Origin of the sequence: Sphingopyxis sp. (assembly GCF_965279755.1) — a bacterium.
GTDB lineage: Bacteria > Pseudomonadota > Alphaproteobacteria > Sphingomonadales > Sphingomonadaceae > Sphingopyxis.
Map to the genome: position 1 here is coordinate 761,419 of NZ_OZ257261.1, position 15,879 is coordinate 777,297.

The 15,879-nt window shown below is 65.4% G+C and carries 20 protein-coding genes and 1 tRNA gene; 16 read left to right on the top strand and 5 right to left on the bottom strand.

All coding sequences use genetic code 11. The features are described from left to right. Positions 1-85: 85 nt before the first annotated feature. The 4 genes from rpsM to rplQ all read left to right on the top strand — a co-directional run bounded on the left by rpsM (position 86) and on the right by rplQ (position 2,665). Positions 86-454: a 30S ribosomal protein S13 gene (gene rpsM / locus ACQY80_RS03625; protein ID WP_428683727.1), complete on the top strand. Its 369-nt coding sequence runs from the start codon at positions 86-88 to the stop codon at positions 452-454. Positions 455-529: 75 nt separating this feature from the next. Further along, complete coding sequence (rpsK, locus tag ACQY80_RS03630; RefSeq protein WP_003040416.1) at positions 530-919, top strand: 30S ribosomal protein S11; 390 nt, start codon at positions 530-532, stop codon at positions 917-919. A 106-nt stretch (positions 920-1,025) separates the two neighbouring features. Beyond that, positions 1,026-2,084, top strand: coding sequence for a DNA-directed RNA polymerase subunit alpha (locus ACQY80_RS03635; protein ID WP_428683729.1), 1,059 nt, complete (start codon positions 1,026-1,028; stop codon positions 2,082-2,084). 161 nt (positions 2,085-2,245) lie between these two features. After that, the gene (gene rplQ, locus ACQY80_RS03640; RefSeq protein WP_428683731.1) at positions 2,246-2,665 is read left to right on the top strand and encodes a 50S ribosomal protein L17; all 420 of its coding nucleotides are present in this window, start codon (positions 2,246-2,248) and stop codon (positions 2,663-2,665) included. 117 nt (positions 2,666-2,782) lie between these two features. Here the strand turns inward: rplQ and aroB are convergent, their stop codons facing one another. Next, entirely contained in the window at positions 2,783-3,877 is a 1,095-nt protein-coding gene (aroB, locus tag ACQY80_RS03645) for a 3-dehydroquinate synthase (protein ID WP_428683733.1), read from the bottom strand. Continuing rightward, positions 3,865-4,440, bottom strand: coding sequence for a shikimate kinase (locus tag ACQY80_RS03650; protein ID WP_428683735.1), 576 nt, complete (start codon positions 4,438-4,440; stop codon positions 3,865-3,867). Before ACQY80_RS03650 ends, aroB begins: the two co-directional genes overlap by 13 nt. Before the next feature lie 138 nt (positions 4,441-4,578). On the opposite strand from ACQY80_RS03650, the gene ACQY80_RS03655 reads away from it, so the two are divergent. The 4 genes from ACQY80_RS03655 to ACQY80_RS03670 all read left to right on the top strand — a co-directional run bounded on the left by ACQY80_RS03655 (position 4,579) and on the right by ACQY80_RS03670 (position 10,004). Beyond that, positions 4,579-6,408, top strand: a complete 1,830-nt coding sequence (locus ACQY80_RS03655; RefSeq protein ID WP_428683737.1) for a hypothetical protein — start codon at positions 4,579-4,581, stop codon at positions 6,406-6,408. Between the two features lie 107 nt (positions 6,409-6,515). Next, the gene (locus ACQY80_RS03660) at positions 6,516-7,427 is read left to right on the top strand and encodes a tyrosine recombinase (RefSeq protein ID WP_428683739.1); all 912 of its coding nucleotides are present in this window, start codon (positions 6,516-6,518) and stop codon (positions 7,425-7,427) included. A gap of 9 nt (positions 7,428-7,436) precedes the next feature. After that, positions 7,437-8,384 (top strand): acetyl-CoA carboxylase carboxyltransferase subunit alpha, encoded by a 948-nt coding sequence (locus ACQY80_RS03665; protein ID WP_428683741.1) that lies wholly within the window; start codon positions 7,437-7,439, stop codon positions 8,382-8,384. Positions 8,385-8,507: 123 nt separating this feature from the next. Next, positions 8,508-10,004 (top strand): M48 family metalloprotease, encoded by a 1,497-nt coding sequence (locus tag ACQY80_RS03670; RefSeq protein WP_428683742.1) that lies wholly within the window; start codon positions 8,508-8,510, stop codon positions 10,002-10,004. A gap of 100 nt (positions 10,005-10,104) precedes the next feature. Here the strand turns inward: ACQY80_RS03670 and ACQY80_RS03675 are convergent, their stop codons facing one another. Beyond that, positions 10,105-10,266, bottom strand: coding sequence for a Flp family type IVb pilin (locus ACQY80_RS03675; RefSeq protein ID WP_428683744.1), 162 nt, complete (start codon positions 10,264-10,266; stop codon positions 10,105-10,107). 149 nt (positions 10,267-10,415) lie between these two features. Continuing rightward, a complete protein-coding gene (locus tag ACQY80_RS03680) occupies positions 10,416-10,586 on the bottom strand; it encodes a Flp family type IVb pilin (protein WP_428683746.1) in 171 nt (56 codons plus the stop codon). A 102-nt stretch (positions 10,587-10,688) separates the two neighbouring features. Between ACQY80_RS03680 and ACQY80_RS03685 the strand changes: the two genes are divergently transcribed. Next, positions 10,689-11,081, top strand: coding sequence for a (deoxy)nucleoside triphosphate pyrophosphohydrolase (locus tag ACQY80_RS03685; RefSeq protein WP_428685736.1), 393 nt, complete (start codon positions 10,689-10,691; stop codon positions 11,079-11,081). Here the strand turns inward: ACQY80_RS03685 and ACQY80_RS03690 are convergent. Then, positions 11,078-11,926 (bottom strand): methyltransferase domain-containing protein, encoded by an 849-nt coding sequence (locus ACQY80_RS03690; RefSeq protein ID WP_428683748.1) that lies wholly within the window; start codon positions 11,924-11,926, stop codon positions 11,078-11,080. The genes ACQY80_RS03685 and ACQY80_RS03690 overlap by 4 nt on opposite strands. A gap of 133 nt (positions 11,927-12,059) precedes the next feature. Between ACQY80_RS03690 and ACQY80_RS03695 the strand changes: the two genes are divergently transcribed. The 7 genes from ACQY80_RS03695 to ACQY80_RS03725 all read left to right on the top strand — a co-directional run bounded on the left by ACQY80_RS03695 (position 12,060) and on the right by ACQY80_RS03725 (position 15,877). Continuing rightward, positions 12,060-12,839: a double zinc ribbon domain-containing protein gene (locus ACQY80_RS03695; protein ID WP_428683750.1), complete on the top strand. Its 780-nt coding sequence runs from the start codon at positions 12,060-12,062 to the stop codon at positions 12,837-12,839. 4 nt (positions 12,840-12,843) lie between these two features. Further along, positions 12,844-13,104, top strand: a complete 261-nt coding sequence (gene grxC / locus ACQY80_RS03700; RefSeq protein WP_428683752.1) for a glutaredoxin 3 — start codon at positions 12,844-12,846, stop codon at positions 13,102-13,104. A gap of 3 nt (positions 13,105-13,107) precedes the next feature. Then, entirely contained in the window at positions 13,108-13,572 is a 465-nt protein-coding gene (locus tag ACQY80_RS03705; RefSeq protein ID WP_428683754.1) for a DUF1178 family protein, read from the top strand. A 40-nt stretch (positions 13,573-13,612) separates the two neighbouring features. After that, positions 13,613-13,689, top strand: a tRNA-Arg gene (locus ACQY80_RS03710). Between the two features lie 645 nt (positions 13,690-14,334). After that, complete coding sequence (locus tag ACQY80_RS03715; protein ID WP_428683756.1) at positions 14,335-14,808, top strand: GbsR/MarR family transcriptional regulator; 474 nt, start codon at positions 14,335-14,337, stop codon at positions 14,806-14,808. Between the two features lie 9 nt (positions 14,809-14,817). Then, a complete protein-coding gene (locus tag ACQY80_RS03720) occupies positions 14,818-15,486 on the top strand; it encodes a DUF4166 domain-containing protein (RefSeq protein WP_428683758.1) in 669 nt (222 codons plus the stop codon). Further along, positions 15,479-15,877: a thiol-disulfide oxidoreductase DCC family protein gene (locus tag ACQY80_RS03725; RefSeq protein ID WP_428683760.1), complete on the top strand. Its 399-nt coding sequence runs from the start codon at positions 15,479-15,481 to the stop codon at positions 15,875-15,877. The genes ACQY80_RS03720 and ACQY80_RS03725 overlap by 8 nt, the downstream gene beginning before the upstream one ends. Positions 15,878-15,879 lie beyond the last annotated feature (2 nt).

The following is a 15,879-nucleotide window of genomic DNA, read 5'->3' on the forward strand; positions in this document are numbered from 1 at the left end:
TCGTGGTCCGTTTTTTGCGTTGGAAATCAGACGCTTTGAGATGGGGCCATATGCCAGTGGCCCTGTGGAGCAGGAGAAAGAATACATGGCACGTATTGCGGGCGTCAATCTGCCCACCAACAAGCGCGTTATCATTGCGCTCACCTACATCCACGGCATCGGTCGCAAAACCGCCGTCGACATCGCCGACAAGCTGGGCATCGACCACGCGCGTCGCGTTCAGGACCTTTCGGACGCCGAAATCCTGCAGATCCGCGAAACGCTGGACGCCGACCACACGGTCGAGGGTGATCTTCGCCGTAACACGGCGATGAACATCAAGCGCCTGATGGACCTCGCCTGCTATCGCGGCCTGCGTCATCGCAAGGGCCTCCCGGTCCGCGGCCAGCGCACGCACACCAATGCGCGCACCCGCAAGGGCAAGGCGAAGCCGATCGCCGGCAAGAAGAAGTAAGCCGGTTTTTTGCGCCGGCGGCCGCCTTCTGGCTGCGCCCCGGCCGCTTTACGGATTTAGGTAGGATACAGCACAATGGCTCGTGAACCGCAGCGCCTTCGTCGGCGCGAACGCAAGAACATCTCGTCGGGTGTGGCCCATGTCAACGCGACCTTCAACAACACCATGATCACCATCACCGATGCGCAGGGCAATGCGATTGCCTGGTCGAGCGCCGGCATGATGGGCTTCAAGGGCAGCCGCAAGTCGACCCCGTATGCGGCGCAGGTTTGCGCCGAAGACGCCGGCAAGAAGGCCGCCGAACATGGCGTCCGCACGCTCGAAGTCGAGGTCAAGGGCCCCGGCGCCGGTCGTGAATCGGCTCTCCGCGCCCTGCAGGCGGTCGGTTTCCACATCACGTCGATCCGTGACGTGACGCCGATCCCGCACAATGGTGTCCGCCCGGCCAAGCGCCGCCGCGTCTGACGCCTTTTCGGACCGGCGGCCCCCGTGCCGCCGCGCCGTCGCAAAACCTACCGCTGGACCGGCCCACCGACCCAAAGCCTGTCCCGCCTAAAGCAAAGGGAAGTCTATGACTGTCAATATCCGGAACTGGCAGGAATTGAAGAAGCCCAGCAACCTGGAAATCAAGGCCGGTACCGACGGCAAGCGCAAGGCGACCTTCGTCGCTGAGCCGCTTGAGCGCGGCTTCGGCCTGACGCTTGGCAACGCGCTGCGCCGCGTGCTGCTCTCGTCTCTTCAGGGTGCGGCTATCACGTCGATCAAGATCGAGAACGTGCTGCACGAATTCTCGAGCCTTGCCGGCGTGCGCGAAGATGTCACCGACATCGTCCTCAACGTGAAGCAGATCGCCCTCAAGATGGAAGGCGAAGGCCCGAAGCGGCTTCAGCTTTCGGCGACCGGTCCCGCGACCGTCAAGGCCGGCGACATTATGGTATCGGGCGACATCAAGGTGATGAACCCGAACCACGTCATCTGCCACCTCGACGAAGGCGCGACGCTGAACATGGAACTCGTTGCCGACACCGGCAAGGGCTATGTCCCCGCGACCGCCAACCGTCCGGCCGATGCGCCGATCGGCCTGATCCCGGTCGACTCGCTCTTCTCGCCCGTCCGTCAGGTCGCCTACAAGGTCGACAATGCGCGGATCGGGCAGGAACTGGACTTCGACAAGCTGAGCCTGACCGTCGACACCGACGGCACCGTGACCCCGGAAGACGCCGTCGCTTACGCTGCGCGCATCCTTCAGGACCAGCTGCAGGTCTTCGTCCACTTCGAAGAAGCGATGAACGACAGCGGCATGATCGGCATGGCGGCCTCGCCGACCACCGCCGATGAATCGGATGTCAACCAGCTCAACCGCTTCCTTCTCAAGAAGGTCGACGAGCTTGAACTGTCGGTCCGCTCGGCGAACTGCCTCAAGAACGACAACATCATCTACATCGGTGATCTCGTTCAGAAGACCGAGGCCGAAATGCTTCGCACGCCGAACTTCGGCCGCAAGTCCTTGAACGAAATCAAGGAAGTGCTGTCGTCGATGGGCCTGCGTCTGGGTATGGACATCCCCGGCTGGCCGCCGGAAAACATCGAGGAAATGGCCAAGAAGCTCGAACAGGAGCTGCTGGGTTAAAGATAGCCGTCGCCCCAGCGAAAGCTGGGGCCGCTATCGTGGCATCACGCCGCGAGCGATCCCAGCTTTCGCTGGGATGACGATTTCGGGAATGGGTCGGCCCGCAATCGACCTGGTCTGGGCTACCTCACACGGGCCCTTAACAAACGAAGGAAGAAATCATGCGTCATAAATCTGGTGGTCGTAAGCTTCAGCGCACGAGCGCACACCGCACGGCCCTGTTCCGCAACATGTCGGCCTCGCTCATCAAGCATGAGCAGATCACGACGACCGTCGCCAAGGCGAAGGAACTGCGTCCCTACGTCGAAAAGCTGGTTACGCTCGCCAAGCGCGGCGGCCTTGCCAACCGTCGCCTCGCGAACAGCCGCCTGCTCGACGACACGCAGCTCAAGAAGCTGTTCGACGTCCTTGCCGAACGCTACAAGGACCGCAACGGCGGTTACACCCGCGTGATCAAGGCCGGCATCCGCGCCTCGGACGCGGCGCCGATGGCGATCATCGAATTCGTCGACCGCGACGTCGATGCGAAGGGCCAGGATTCGGGTCCGGTGCTGAACGAAGACGCGTTCGAAGACGCGTAAGCCCGGCTTTTCACGACAAAGATCAAGGGCGGCGTCCGCAAGGACAGCCGCCCTTTTTCTTTGTCGCGAGCACGTCTGCTTTTGGGAAGAACTAGCCTAAGCGGCCGCGACCATTTGTCAGCTGTCGAGGAACGCCGCCACCGCATCCAGCCCATAGGCGTCGGTCACGAAGCTCTGCCCGATGCCGTGCGTCAGGATCAGCGGCAGCTTGCCGCCGCGTACTTTCTTGTCGTGCGCCATATGCGCCGCGAGTGCCGCGCCGCCGCTGTTGATCCCGGCGCTGGAAAGGCTGTGCGGCAGGTCGACGCTGGCCAGATGGTCGCGGACGCGCTCGGCGTCGGCGGCGGGGCAGAGGCCGTTGGCGGCGGAGAATTGATGTGCAAGGACCATGCCCGCCGCGACCGCCTCGCCGTGCAGCAGCCGGTCCGAATAGCCGGTCTCTGCCTCAAGCGCGTGGCCGAAGCTGTGGCCGAGGTTGAGGAGCGCGCGGACGTCCTGAGTCTCGCGCTCGTCGGCCGCGACGATCCGCGCCTTGGTGGACACGCTGTGGGCAATGGCCTTGTGTCGCGCGGCACTGTCACCCGCAAGCAACGCGGCGCCGTTCGCCTCGCACCAGTCGAAGAACTCCGCATCGTCGATCAGGCCATATTTGACGACTTCGGCATAGCCCGCGCCAAGTTCGCGGCGCGGCAGCGTGGCGAGCGTTGTGGGGTCGATCACCACCAGCGCCGGCTGATGAAAGGCGCCGATCAGATTCTTGCCCGCCGCGACATTGATCGCGGTCTTGCCGCCGACGCTGCTGTCGACCTGCGCGAGCAAGGTGGTCGGTACCTGGATGAAGTGGCAGCCGCGCTTGACGATGCTGCATGCGAAACCGACGAGGTCGCCGATCACGCCGCCACCGAGCGCGATGACATGATCGCTGCGCTCGACGCCTTCGCCGATCAGCCATTCGGTGAGCCGCGCAAGCCCCGCCCAGCTTTTCGTGCTCTCGCCTGCGGGGAGGACGAGCGACGAGAAGGAGATATTCTCGGCCCCGAGCGCGGCGCCAAGGCCGACCAGATAATGCGCGGCGACATGTTCGTCGGTGACGATGAAGGCGCGCGGACGTTTCAGGAACGGAGCGACATGACGGCCGATATCGCGGAGCAGCCCGTCGCCGATCAGGATCGGATAGCTGCGGTTGCCGAGGTCGACGGTCAGGCTTTCCACTGCGACAATTCCTCCAATATCGCGCGCACCGTATGTTCGTGCGGGCTCGACGCCGAACTGACGCGGATATGCGCCTCGGCATAGATGGGGTTGCGGACCGCTGCGAGTTCGTGGAGCACTTCGCCCGCGTCGCGATCCTTCAGCAGCGGGCGATGGCTGCGGCGTGCGACGCGCTCGACCAGGGTCGGAATATCGGCATCGAGCCAGATCGAGAGGCTGTCCTGCAGGATAAGCGCGCGGGTCTCGTCATTGATGAAGGCGCCACCGCCGGTTGCCAGCACGTGCGGACGCCCGGCGAGCAGCCGCGCGATGACGCGTCGCTCGCCGTCGCGGAAATGTCCCTCGCCGAACTTCGAGAACATGTCCGAAATTGTCATGCCCGCAGCGCGCTCGATCTCGTCGTCGGCGTCGGCAAAGGCCATGCCCAGCCGCTGCGCGAGACGGCGCCCGATCGTCGATTTTCCTGATCCCATCAGGCCGACGAGCACGATCGAGCGATCGCGGATCGACGCCGGAAGGGCGCCATCGGGGTTCGTGCCCGGGGTTTTCGGGTTTCGCGACATGGTGCGCGGGGCTATACCCGCCCAAGCGCGCGGGACAATCACTTTGCTGCGCGGCCCGGTTTGGCCGGGATGCAACGAGGACCGGCAAAGAGGATTGGTTGTGGACGTGAGCGACAAGATCGCCGAAAGCGGCGCGCGATGACGAAGAAACTGCTGACGCTGACTCTCGCCCTGTCGGGCACCGCCATGGCAGCCGCGCTGGTCCTGCCCGCGCTTGCACAGGAATCGCTGCTTCCCGAAGGGTTCGGCAATCCGTCCGATACCCCGACCCCCAAGGCATCGCCCACGCCCTCGCCAACCGCGACGCCCAAATCATCGACGCCCTCTTCGCCCGCGTCGGCATCGGCGCCTTCGGCCACCGGCGTCCTGCCGCCAGCGGTTACCTCGACCCTTGCCGACGCAACCAGTGCGGAAGGCGATGTCGCCGACGGCGAGGATACGACGGCGGGCGGTCTCAAATATGATCTGCCGCCGGGCGCGCGGCGCCTGCTCACGCGGGTAGGTCCGCTGACCCCCGAAACCGGGGGGCTCGCGCCCGACGCCTTTGGCGTGCGCGGCCAATATGCCGCCGCGATCATGCGCAAGACGAACGGCAATCTGGCGTCGCGCTGGGGCCAGATCCTGCTGCGCCGCGCGCTGTCGTCGGCGATCGACACGCCGGATACCATCAACGGCGCTGATCTGGCCGCCGACCGTGCCGGCCTGCTGCTGCGCATGGGCGAATCGACCGCAGCGCGCTGGATCGTGCAGTCGGTGGACTATGACCGCGCGAGCCCGCGGCTGGTCCAGGTCGCGCAGCAGACCTTCCTCGCCAACGCCGATCCGGCGGGCCTTTGCCCCTATGTTCCCGCCGGCCTCGCGCATGGCGACGAACAATCGTGGCGGCTTTCGGCGGCGATTTGCGCTGGCCTGTCGGGTGAGGCCGGGCCGGCGGGCTGGGCGATCGGCCGTGTCCGGTCGAGCGGCAAGATCAGCAATTTCGACATTTTGCTCGCCGAGCGCGTGCTGGGCGCGACCGGCGCCGGTCGCCGGTCGACGACGATCGAATGGAACAAGATCGACCGACTGACGAGCTGGCGTTTCGGTCTGGCGACCGCGACCGCGATAGACATTCCCGCCGAGCTCCGCACCGGCGAACCCTTTTACATGCGCGGCTGGACCGTGCTTGCGCCGATGACGGCGATGTCCGACCGCGTCGCCGCAGCGCCCGACGCGGCCGCGCGCGGTGTGCTGTCGAGCGAAGCCTATATTTCGCTGCTGAGCGCAGCCTCCAGCGAAGGCGAACCGCCCGAAGCGATCGCGGCGCAGACGAGCGATCTGCGAAACGCCTTCGGTGCAGCGAACGGTGCGGAGCGCTATGCGGCGATGAAAGGGCTATGGGGCGCCGGAAAGGATCCCGCGGGTCGGTATGCCGCGCTGATTTCGACCGCGCGGGCAGCCGCCGGCCTGCCGACCGGCACCGATGTCGGCGACGATCCGTGGCAGCTTGTCGGATCGATGCTCACCGCAGGCTATGACCGCAATGCGATGGCGTGGGTGCAAAAGCTCAACGTCGGCAGCCGCGCCTGGGGCGTGATGGCGGTCGGATCGCCGCGCGCGCTCACTGGCGTGGATGCGGGCAGCATCAGCAATTTTTCGGGTAGCGACGACAGCCCCGACTATCTGCGCTCGAAATTCCTCGTCGCGGGTCTCGCCGGCCTCGGCCGCATCGACGAGGGGCAGGCGGCATCGGCCGCGGGCGATCTCGACATGACGCTGGGCAAGCAGACCCGCTGGTCACGCGCGATCATGGCGGCCGCCGAACGGCGTGAACCAGGCATGGTCGCGCTGATCGCGGCAGCGGGGATGCAGGGCGACTGGTCGAAGATCCCGCCCTATCACCTCTATTATATCGTCCGCGCGCTGCGCGATGTGGGCCTAGAATCGGAGGCGCGGATGATCGCCGCCGAAGCGTTGGTGCGTGTCTGAGATTCTTTTGAGGGATGCGGCACCGGCCCGCTCCCCCACCCGGCTTCCCATAGGCTACTATCGTCAGGGAGGCCAAGTGGGGGAGCGGGCCGGTGCCGCCTTCGTCAATGTCTGACGGCGCTCTGATCGACCGCTTTCTTGAGATGATGGCGGCCGAGCGCGGGGCATCGCGCAACACGCTGGTCGCCTACAAGCGCGATCTGGAACAGGCCGCGGAAACGGTGCGCGGCGCATTGGGTGATGCTTCGCCCGACGATCTCCGCGCGTTGATGGCATCCTACCGTGATCTCGCGGCGAGCAGCGCGGCGCGCAAATTGTCGGCGTTGCGCCAGTTTTTTGCCTTCCTGCTCGACGAAGGCGACCGCCCCGACAACCCCGCCCTCGACATCGCGCGTCCCGCGACGCGGCGGCCGCTGCCGCGGATCCTGACGCACGACGATGTCGAACGGCTGTTCGCGCAGGCGGACGAGGAGGCTGTTGGCAAGACCCCCCCGGCAAATGCCGTTCGCATGCTGTTGCTGCTCGAGCTTCTTTATGGTTCGGGGCTGCGCGCCAGCGAGCTGGTGTCGCTACCGCGCCGCGCGGTCGCGGGTGGCCGCGAGTTTCTGATTATCCGTGGCAAGGGCGACAAGGAGCGGCTGGTGCCCTTGTCGGAACGCGCCCGCGCGGCGCTCGACCGGTGGCTGCCGCTGCTGACCGATGCATCGCCTTGGCTGTTTCCGTCGAGCAAGGCGCATCTGTCGCGCGTACGGTTGTTCCAGATTCTGCGCGAACTGGCGGCGCGTGCGGGGATCGATCCCGCGGCGATCAGCCCGCATGTGCTGCGCCACGCCTTTGCCACCCATTTGCTCGAAGGCGGGGCTGACCTTCGGGCGTTGCAGCTGATGCTCGGGCATGCCGATATCGCGACGACCGAAATTTACACCCATGTCGATAGCCGCCGGCTGGTCGAGCTGGTGAACAAGCGGCATCCGCTGGCACAAATCGATGGCGTTGACCTCAAGGCGCCTTCGGCCTAGCGACTGCGCATGACAGCCTTTCTGGACTTCGAAAAACAGGTCGCGGCGCTTGATCGGCAGATCGCCGAACTGCGCGAAATGGGGGATGATCCCTCGCTCAACATCGACAATGATATCGCACGGCTGGAGGACAAGTCCTCGAAATTGCTGCGCGAAATCTATGCCAAGCTGACGCCTTGGCAGAAGACGCAGGTCGCCCGTCATCCCGACCGACCGCATTTCAAACATTATGTCGCCGACATGTTCGACGACTGGATGCCGCTCGCCGGCGATCGCAATTTCGGCGACGATCAGGCGATCCTCGGCGGATTCGCGCGCTTTCACGGTCGCCGCGTCATGGTGATCGGCCATGAAAAGGGCGACGATATTCCGTCGCGCATGAAGCATAATTTCGGGATGGCGAAGCCCGAGGGGTATCGCAAGGCGATCCGCCTGATGCAGCTCGCCGACCGGTTCGGCTTGCCGGTGGTGACCCTCGTCGACACGTCGGGCGCCTTTCCCGGCATCCAGGCCGAGGAGCGCGGACAGGCCGAAGCCATTGCCCGCTCGACCGAGCAATGCCTCGCACTCGGCGTTCCGATGGTCGCGGCGATCGTCGGCGAAGGCGGCTCGGGCGGCGCGATCGCGCTGGCGGCCGCGAACCGCGTGCTGATGTTCGAACATGCCGTCTATTCGGTGATTTCGCCCGAAGGCTGCGCCTCGATCCTGTGGCGCACGTCGGACAAGGCGGCCGATGCGGCGACCGCGATGAAGATGTCGGCGCAGGATCTGCTCGGCCTCAAGGTCATCGACCGCATTGTGCCCGAACCCGTTGGCGGCGCGCACCGCGCGCCCGAGCAGGCGATCCAGTCGCTGGGCGATGCGATAGCGCAGGAACTCGACGCGCTCGCCGGTCTGCCGCGCGATACGCTGCGGAACGCACGCGAAGAAAAATTCCTCGCGATGGGTCGGGCATAGCCCGGAACCCGTTCCGCGCGATCGGCGTTTCCTTTTCAGATCGGCAAGCCATCGTTGAGGTAGCTTGCCTTGCGGCGTTTCGGGGATATCTCTGAGCGGCGAAGGATAGCGGGAGGACTTTCGATGAAACCGAAAAACGGAAGGCGGCTTGCGGGCGCGCTGCTGGTGAGCAGTCTGGCGTTCACCGGGGTTGCCGACGCGCAACTCAAGGCGATCCGCACCCAGACGAATATCACCCCCGCCGAGCGCAAGCAGGGCGACGAGGCGCATCCGCAGCTTCTCGCCGAATTCGGCGGCGCCTATAATGGTCCGCAGGCTGCGTATGTGAACCGCATCGGACAGAATATCGCAGTGCAGTCGGGCCTGTCGCGTTCTCCGAAGGATTTCACGGTCACGTTGCTCAATTCGCCGGTGAACAACGCCTTCGCGATTCCCGGCGGCTATGTCTATGTAACGCGCCAGCTGATGGCGCTGATGAACGACGAGGCTGAACTCGCCGGCGTGCTGGGGCACGAGGTCGGGCACGTCGCGGCGCAGCATAGCAAGAAGCGCCAGTCGGCGGCGACGCGCAATCAGATCCTCGGCGTGCTCGGCGCGGTGCTGGGCGGCGCGATCGGCGATAACGGCGGGTTGCTTGGAGGACTCGGCGGCCTTCTCCAGAACAATGCCATGCAGGTTGCCCAGATGGCGACGCTGGGCTTCTCGCGCGGGCAGGAGCTGGAGGCCGATCAGCTTGGCGTCCAGTATCTGAAAAAGGCGGGCTATGATCCGCTGGCGCTGTCGACGATGCTCGCGAGCCTCGCCAATCAGACCAATCTGGAAGCGCGGCTGTCGGGCGGCGATGCGCGCTCGATCCCCGAATGGGCGAGCACCCACCCCGATCCCGCCTCGCGCGTCCGCAATGCGGAAAGCCTCGCCGCGCGCGTCGGAGCTGGCGGCGTCCGCAACGCCGACGCCTTTCTCGCTTCGGTCAACGGCGTACTTTACGGCGACGATCCCGCGCAGGGCGTGGTCGAAGGGCGCGACTTCCTGCACCCCGACCTGCGGCTGAAATTCACCGTCCCGAACGGCTATGGCATGCAAAACGGGGCCGACGCGGTGTCGGTCAGCGGCAACGGCGGGCAGGCGCAATTTTCGACGGCCGCCTACAGCGGTAACATGAACGCCTATATCGCCGGGGTTTTCAAGGCAGTAGCAGGCAATGCGTCGATCAGCCCCGGCACGATCCAGCGCACGACGATCAATGGCATTCCGGCTTATTATTCGGTCGCGCGCGCGAATACCCAGTCGGGACAGGTCGATGTCACCGTCTTCGCCTATGAATTTTCGCGGAGCAGCGCGTTCCACTTCGTGGCGCTGACCAAAGCGGGCGGCGCGAGCGTGTTCGACCCGATGTTTACCAGCGTCCGGCGGCTCAACGCCAGCGAGGCGGCGGCGATACGGCCGCGTCGGGTCGATGTCGTCACGGTAGCGCGCGGCGATACGGTCGCAACGCTGGCGCGGCGCATGGCTTACAGCGACTATCAGACCGAGCGGTTTCAGGTGCTCAACCGTCTGACGTCGTCGAGCCGGCTAACACCGGGGCAGAAGGTCAAGATCGTCGTTTATGCCAGCCGCTAGGGTGGTCGCTGCGCTCTGAGCGCAAAGAAAAAAGGGGCGGTGGAAACCACCGCCCCTTTCTCTTTATCGTGTCTGCCGGCCAAAGCCGACCAACAGCCTCTTACTTGAGGTTGTTGCTGACGTCGGTGAAGGTGTTCTTCACGCCGCCGCCAACTGCGGTCATGGCGGTGATGCCGGCAACGGCGATCAGAGCGGCGATCAGGCCGTATTCGATGGCGGTCGCGGCCTTGGTGTCGCGGACGAATTTCTTGATGAACTTCATGACTGGTCTCCTGATGCTTCACTTACCCTGTTGACGGTCTGGTCTGGGTCAACAAATCGGGGTTTAGGTGAAATAGGTTTTGAAAATCTTAATGGCCGGACCCGGTAAAAGGCTTTTGCCGAGTCCCGTTTTCGAACAGTGGCTGCGGGCTACATCGCGTTTACCGACGCATCCGATACTTTGGTCCACATGTTGATTGTCGATGTGCCGACTGCGGTCATTGCGCCGAGCGCGGCAAGGAATATCAAGGCCAGTAGCAGCCCGTATTCGACGGCTGTCGCGGCCCTGGTCGACCGCAGCAGCCCATGAATCTTGTTCATTGTTCCGCCCCTAACTGAAGTTATAGTTCCCGAGGGTTCCGAGCGTCGCACAGGAAGGTTAAGAATTTGTCCGTGTCGGATGGCGGAATCGCCGCAAAAACCATGCTTGTCGTCGTTGCGGCGGCCCTCGTCGATCGCGACGGGCGGCTGCTCGTCCAGCAACGGCCGGAAGGCAAGCCGATGGCGGGATTGTGGGAGTTTCCGGGCGGCAAGGTCGAGCCCGGCGAGACCCCCGAACGCGCGCTGATCCGCGAGCTGGGCGAGGAACTGGCGATCGATGTGGATCATGCCTGCCTGGCCCCCGCCTGCTTCGCGAGCGACACGCTGGGCGACAAGCATCTGTTGCTGCTGCTTTATGTGTGCCGGAAATGGCGCGGCACGCCGGTCGCACAACATGCGACCGCGCTTCGCTGGGTGCGGCCGGTCGAGCTTCACGGCCTCGACATGCCGCCCGCCGACGAGCCGCTGATCGGCCTGCTCGAAGCGCTGATCTAGTCTTTCGGTTTCAGCGCTTCGGCGAGCGACGCGCCCGCACTGCCACGGCGCGCGGGTTGCGGCTGATCGGGGTGCGGCGCCCAGCCGCTGAAATGGATGATCCGGAAAATTTCGGCGACGCGCCCGTCGGGATCCGCCTGCGCGGCGAAAGCGGCAGCGATCCGGGCGGCCTCCTCGTGCGTCAGCGGAGGCGGAGGCGGAGTGAGACGGCTTGAGAGACCGGCCGCCCTGAGGTCGCGGACGAGTGCGAACCAGTCGCCATAGCGCACGGTCAGCGCATCGACGTCGACCACGGGCAAGGTAAAGCCGGTGCGCTGAAGCAGGTTGCCCATCGACGACAGGTCGATCTGCGGATGCAGCCGCGCGATCGGCCGAACGCCCTCGCTCATCACCGCGCGGCGCTGGCGCGCCAAGCTGCCGTCGCCGACGAAGGCGCCGAGCAGCAGGCCGTCGGGCGCCAGCAGTGCGCGCATCCGGACGAGCGCACCCGGAACGTCGTTGACGCTTTCAAGGCCGCCCGGCCAGACAATCAGGTCGAAGCTTGCGAGCGGCAAGTCGATGGCATCCGCTTCGCCGGTCAGCGCGCCGGTCGCGCCGGCCAGCCGCCGTCCGGCCTCGAACAGCGTCAGATTGGTGCCGCTGGCGCGAAGCCGTTCGATAAGGAGGGCGTCATGGGCGCCGATCAGCAGCGTGCGCCGGAATTCGCGCGTCACCATCGACAGCCGGTCAAGCAGGGTTTCGGCGATCAGCGGCGCAAGGAAGTTGGCGCTGGCGGGTGCGCCTGCCATGCGGTCGCGCTGGGCGGCGAGGCGGGCGGAGGAAAAGAGCATCGGGGGCTGCGACATTCGCGCGCTTGTGCCGTCCCGGGCGATGCTTCACAAGTGCGACATGACGACGGCAACAGGGGACGCCGAAATCACGGAGCCTCGCCGTGCGGGAGATAGCATCCTTCGCGCGCTGCGATCGGCCGGGCGAGTTGTGGTCGACTATGCCCTGCCGCCGCGCTGCCCCGCATGCGGGATCATCGTCGGCGAAGACCGGCAATTCTGCGTCGATTGCTGGGCCTCGCTGCACTTTCTCGATGGCCCGGCGTGCGCTCGCTGCTCGATCCCGCTGCCGACAGCGCTTCCCGGCGTCGACATCGAATGCGGCGCGTGCATGGCGGAAGCGCCGCCGTTCGACGGCGCGCCCGCCGCCGTCGCTTATGGCCCGGTTGCGAGCACTGTCGCGCTGCGGCTGAAATATGGGCGGCGCACCGGCCATGCCCGGCTGATGGCGCAATTGATGGCGCGCCGCCTTGCGATGATCGGTCCGGCGGAAAACATGCTGCTCGTGCCCGTGCCGCTGCACCGCTGGCGGCTGTGGTCACGCGGGTTCAATCAGGCGGCGCTCGTTGCCGATGCGCTGTCGCGGCTCTCTGGCATACCCCACGACCCGCATCTGCTCGTCCGCCCGAAAGCCACCGTCGCGCTGCGCGGCAAGACGAGGCGCGAGCGCCAGAAAATCGTCGCGGGCGCCTTCTCGCTCGCCGCCGACGCAAAAGCGAAGGCAGGGGGCCGACATCTGGTGCTGATCGACGATGTCCACGCCAGCGGAGCGACGCTGCGGGCCGCGGCAAAGACGCTGAGGCGCGCCGGCGCCTCGCGCGTTTCGGCGCTGACCTGGGCACGCGTCGTTCCCGACGCGCTGATGACAGGCAACATATTTGACTTTGCGGACGTTGATTCCGATATGATGACCGAAAGAATGACAGGATAGCCACATGGCAAAGATCGAAATCTATACCAAGGCCTTCTGCGGCTATTGCGCGCGCGCCAAGGCGTTGCTCGACCGCAAGGGCGCAGACTATCAGGAACTCGACGTGACGATGGATCGCGCCGGGTTCGAGGCGATGGTCGAGCGCGCGAACGGCGGGCGCACGGTGCCGCAGATCTTCATCGACGGACAGCATGTCGGCGGCAGCGACGATCTTGCCGCGCTGGAAGCCAAGGGCCAGCTTGACGCGCTGCTCGGAGCCGCCTGACCCTTGATCGTTTTCGACCTCCGCTGCACCGGCGACCACCGGTTCGAGGCCTGGTTTGCGAGCGGCGAAAGCTTCGCCGACCAGCAGGCGCGCGGCCTGATCGCGTGCCCGGTCTGCGGCGACATCGATGTCCGCAAAGCCGTTATGGCGCCGCGCATCGGTGCCAAGTCGAACCAGCTCGCATCGGCGACCGCGGCCGCCCCAGCCCCGACGTCCGGCGAACCCACGCCCGAACTCGTGCGGAAAGTGCTCGCGGAGATCGCGGCCAAGCAGGCCGAGATGTTGCCGCATTCGCGCTGGGTGGGCCGGGACTTCGCCGACGCCGCGCGCGCGATGCACGAGGGGCGTGCGGCCGAGGATATGATCCACGGCCAGGCCTCGCCCGACGAAGCACAGGCACTGCGCGACGACGGCATCGCCGCGATGCCGCTGCTGGTGCCGATCGTTCCACCCGAAGCGGCGAATTGATTGACCAGCCGCGCCCCGCGCCGCTACACGGACCCCGCGTGCACCCGTAGCTCAGCAGGATAGAGCATCAGATTCCTAATCTGGGGGCCACAGGTTCGAATCCTGTCGGGTGCACCACATTGCGACATCGCCGCTAGCGGTGCGCTACGACATTCCTCGGCCGGGCCTGTCGTGCGGCGGCATTGGGGCGGGAAGCGCACAACCGCTGATTATCTGGCCACGCGAGCGTTCCTAAGAACATAGGGCTGGCAAACGGTGAGGCAAATCAGCTCATCGCCACAGGGGCCTTTCTCTAAAGTCCCGCTAATCCGCACACCACTGCCGTGGGCGGCTTCGAGGGGCGGATCGACCCCGACACAATGCTTGGGCGCGTCCCGATACCCTCGTTTGCCGAAGTAAATCCCCGTAGCCTCATGCTGCTTCGACCAGAAGCCCGCTAGGGTGACGTCCTGCCCGATCACCCCCTCAAGCTCCGCGTATTCCGAAATGTCATGTGGCTTTGGTAGCGTCGCGCAACTTGCAAGGGATGCGAATAAAAGTGCGAAAGTTAATCGTTTCATCGCACGACCATAACGCAGTGGACACTATCCGCAATCGGTCGATAGCCACCATCCGCGGCCCCGGCTTGACATCTCGCCTCTATTATCTGATATTTCTGTTATGACAGAAATTAACGAACATGATTCGAGACTGCCGCCCTCCGCGACCGAGTTCATTTTGCACTGGGGTAACCTTGGTGGGCAATGGGGCGTCAATCGGTCGGTGGCGCAGATCCATGCGCTGCTCTTCATCAGCGACCGTCCGCTGCATGCCGAGGAGGTTGCCGACCTGCTGGGCCTCGCGCGGTCGAACGTCTCCAACTCGATCAAGGAATTGCTCGGCTGGCGGTTGATCGAACGCGTGCCGCTGCTTGGCGATCGCCGCGACCATTTCACCGCCGAGAAGGACATCTGGGAAATGGTCACGCGGATCGCCGCGGGGCGCAAGGCGCGCGAGGTCGAGCCGGCCGAGGCAGCGCTGAAAGCCTGCGTCGCCCGCGCCGCGAACGATCCGCAGCTGAGCAACGACGCGAAGGAACGCCTCTCGGCGATGCTCGACTTCGTGACGACGATGAGCCGCTGGCACGACGAGATGCTGAGCGTGCCCAAGCCCGCGCTGATGCGGCTGATCAAGCTTGGCGCCGGGGTGACGAAGTTGATCAACTGGCGCCCGGGCAAGAGCAAGGACGCGGGATAGGAGGCGATCATGCGAGGCGAAAGACAGCAGCAAATCGAGATGCCCCGCCGCGATGCGGACGTAAGCGACGACGCGCTCTATGACACTCGCTTCCGTCGCCTCGTCCCCGCGCACGATTGGGACGCCCTCCCGGGCGATGTCCGTCGCCGCTTTTCCAAGCGCCTCTCCGGCCAGCGGGTCGCGGCCTATAGCGGCGAGATCGTCTGGACGCGTCTCTCCCGCGCCGGCCGGTTGCTGGCCCAATTCTGCCGCCTGATCGGCGCCCCGCTGCCGCTCGGTCCCAGCGGCCCCGCGCCTGCCGCAGTGGCAGTATCGGAGGACCGAACAAGCGGCGGCCAGATCTGGACGCGCATTTATGGCCGCGTGCGGGGTTTCCCGCAGGTGATCCACAGCGCCAAACGCTTCGCCGGGCCGACCGGACTAGAGGAGCATATCGGCGGTGGCTTCGGCATGGCTCTGACGGTGCGCGCCGAGGCCGACGCCCTGATCTTCGCGTCGGACCATTATTTCTGGCAGGCGGGCCGGATCCGCCTCCGCCTGCCCCGCTGGCTCGCGCCCGGCGCAACACTGGTGACGCACCAGCATCTCGGCAGCGGCCGCTTCGCCTTCGATCTCAAGGTCACGCATGCATTGCTCGGCGAGATATTGAGCCAGCACGGACTGTTTCGCGATGGCTGATGGCCCGATCATCCTGTTCGATGCCGAGTGCATCCTCTGCTCGGCCAATGCGCAATTTATTCTGCGCCACGACCGCGCCGGGCGCTTCCGCCTCGCCTCGATCCAGAGCGCGGTCGGCGCCGATCTCTGCCGCCGCCACGGGGTCGACCCCGCCGACCCGGTCAGCATGCTCGTCGTCGAAAGCGATCGCGTGCGCCGCGACAGCGACGCCGTCCTCGCCATTTATCAGGGGTTAGGTCCGCCCTGGGCACTCGCCGGGATCGCTCGCCTTATCCCCGCCGTGCTGCGCGACCCCGTCTACCGCTGGGTCGCGCGCAATCGCTATCGCCTGTTCGGGCGGCGGGCGAGTTGCTGGGTGGCGCCGGCCGAATATAAGGACCGCATGATGTGACG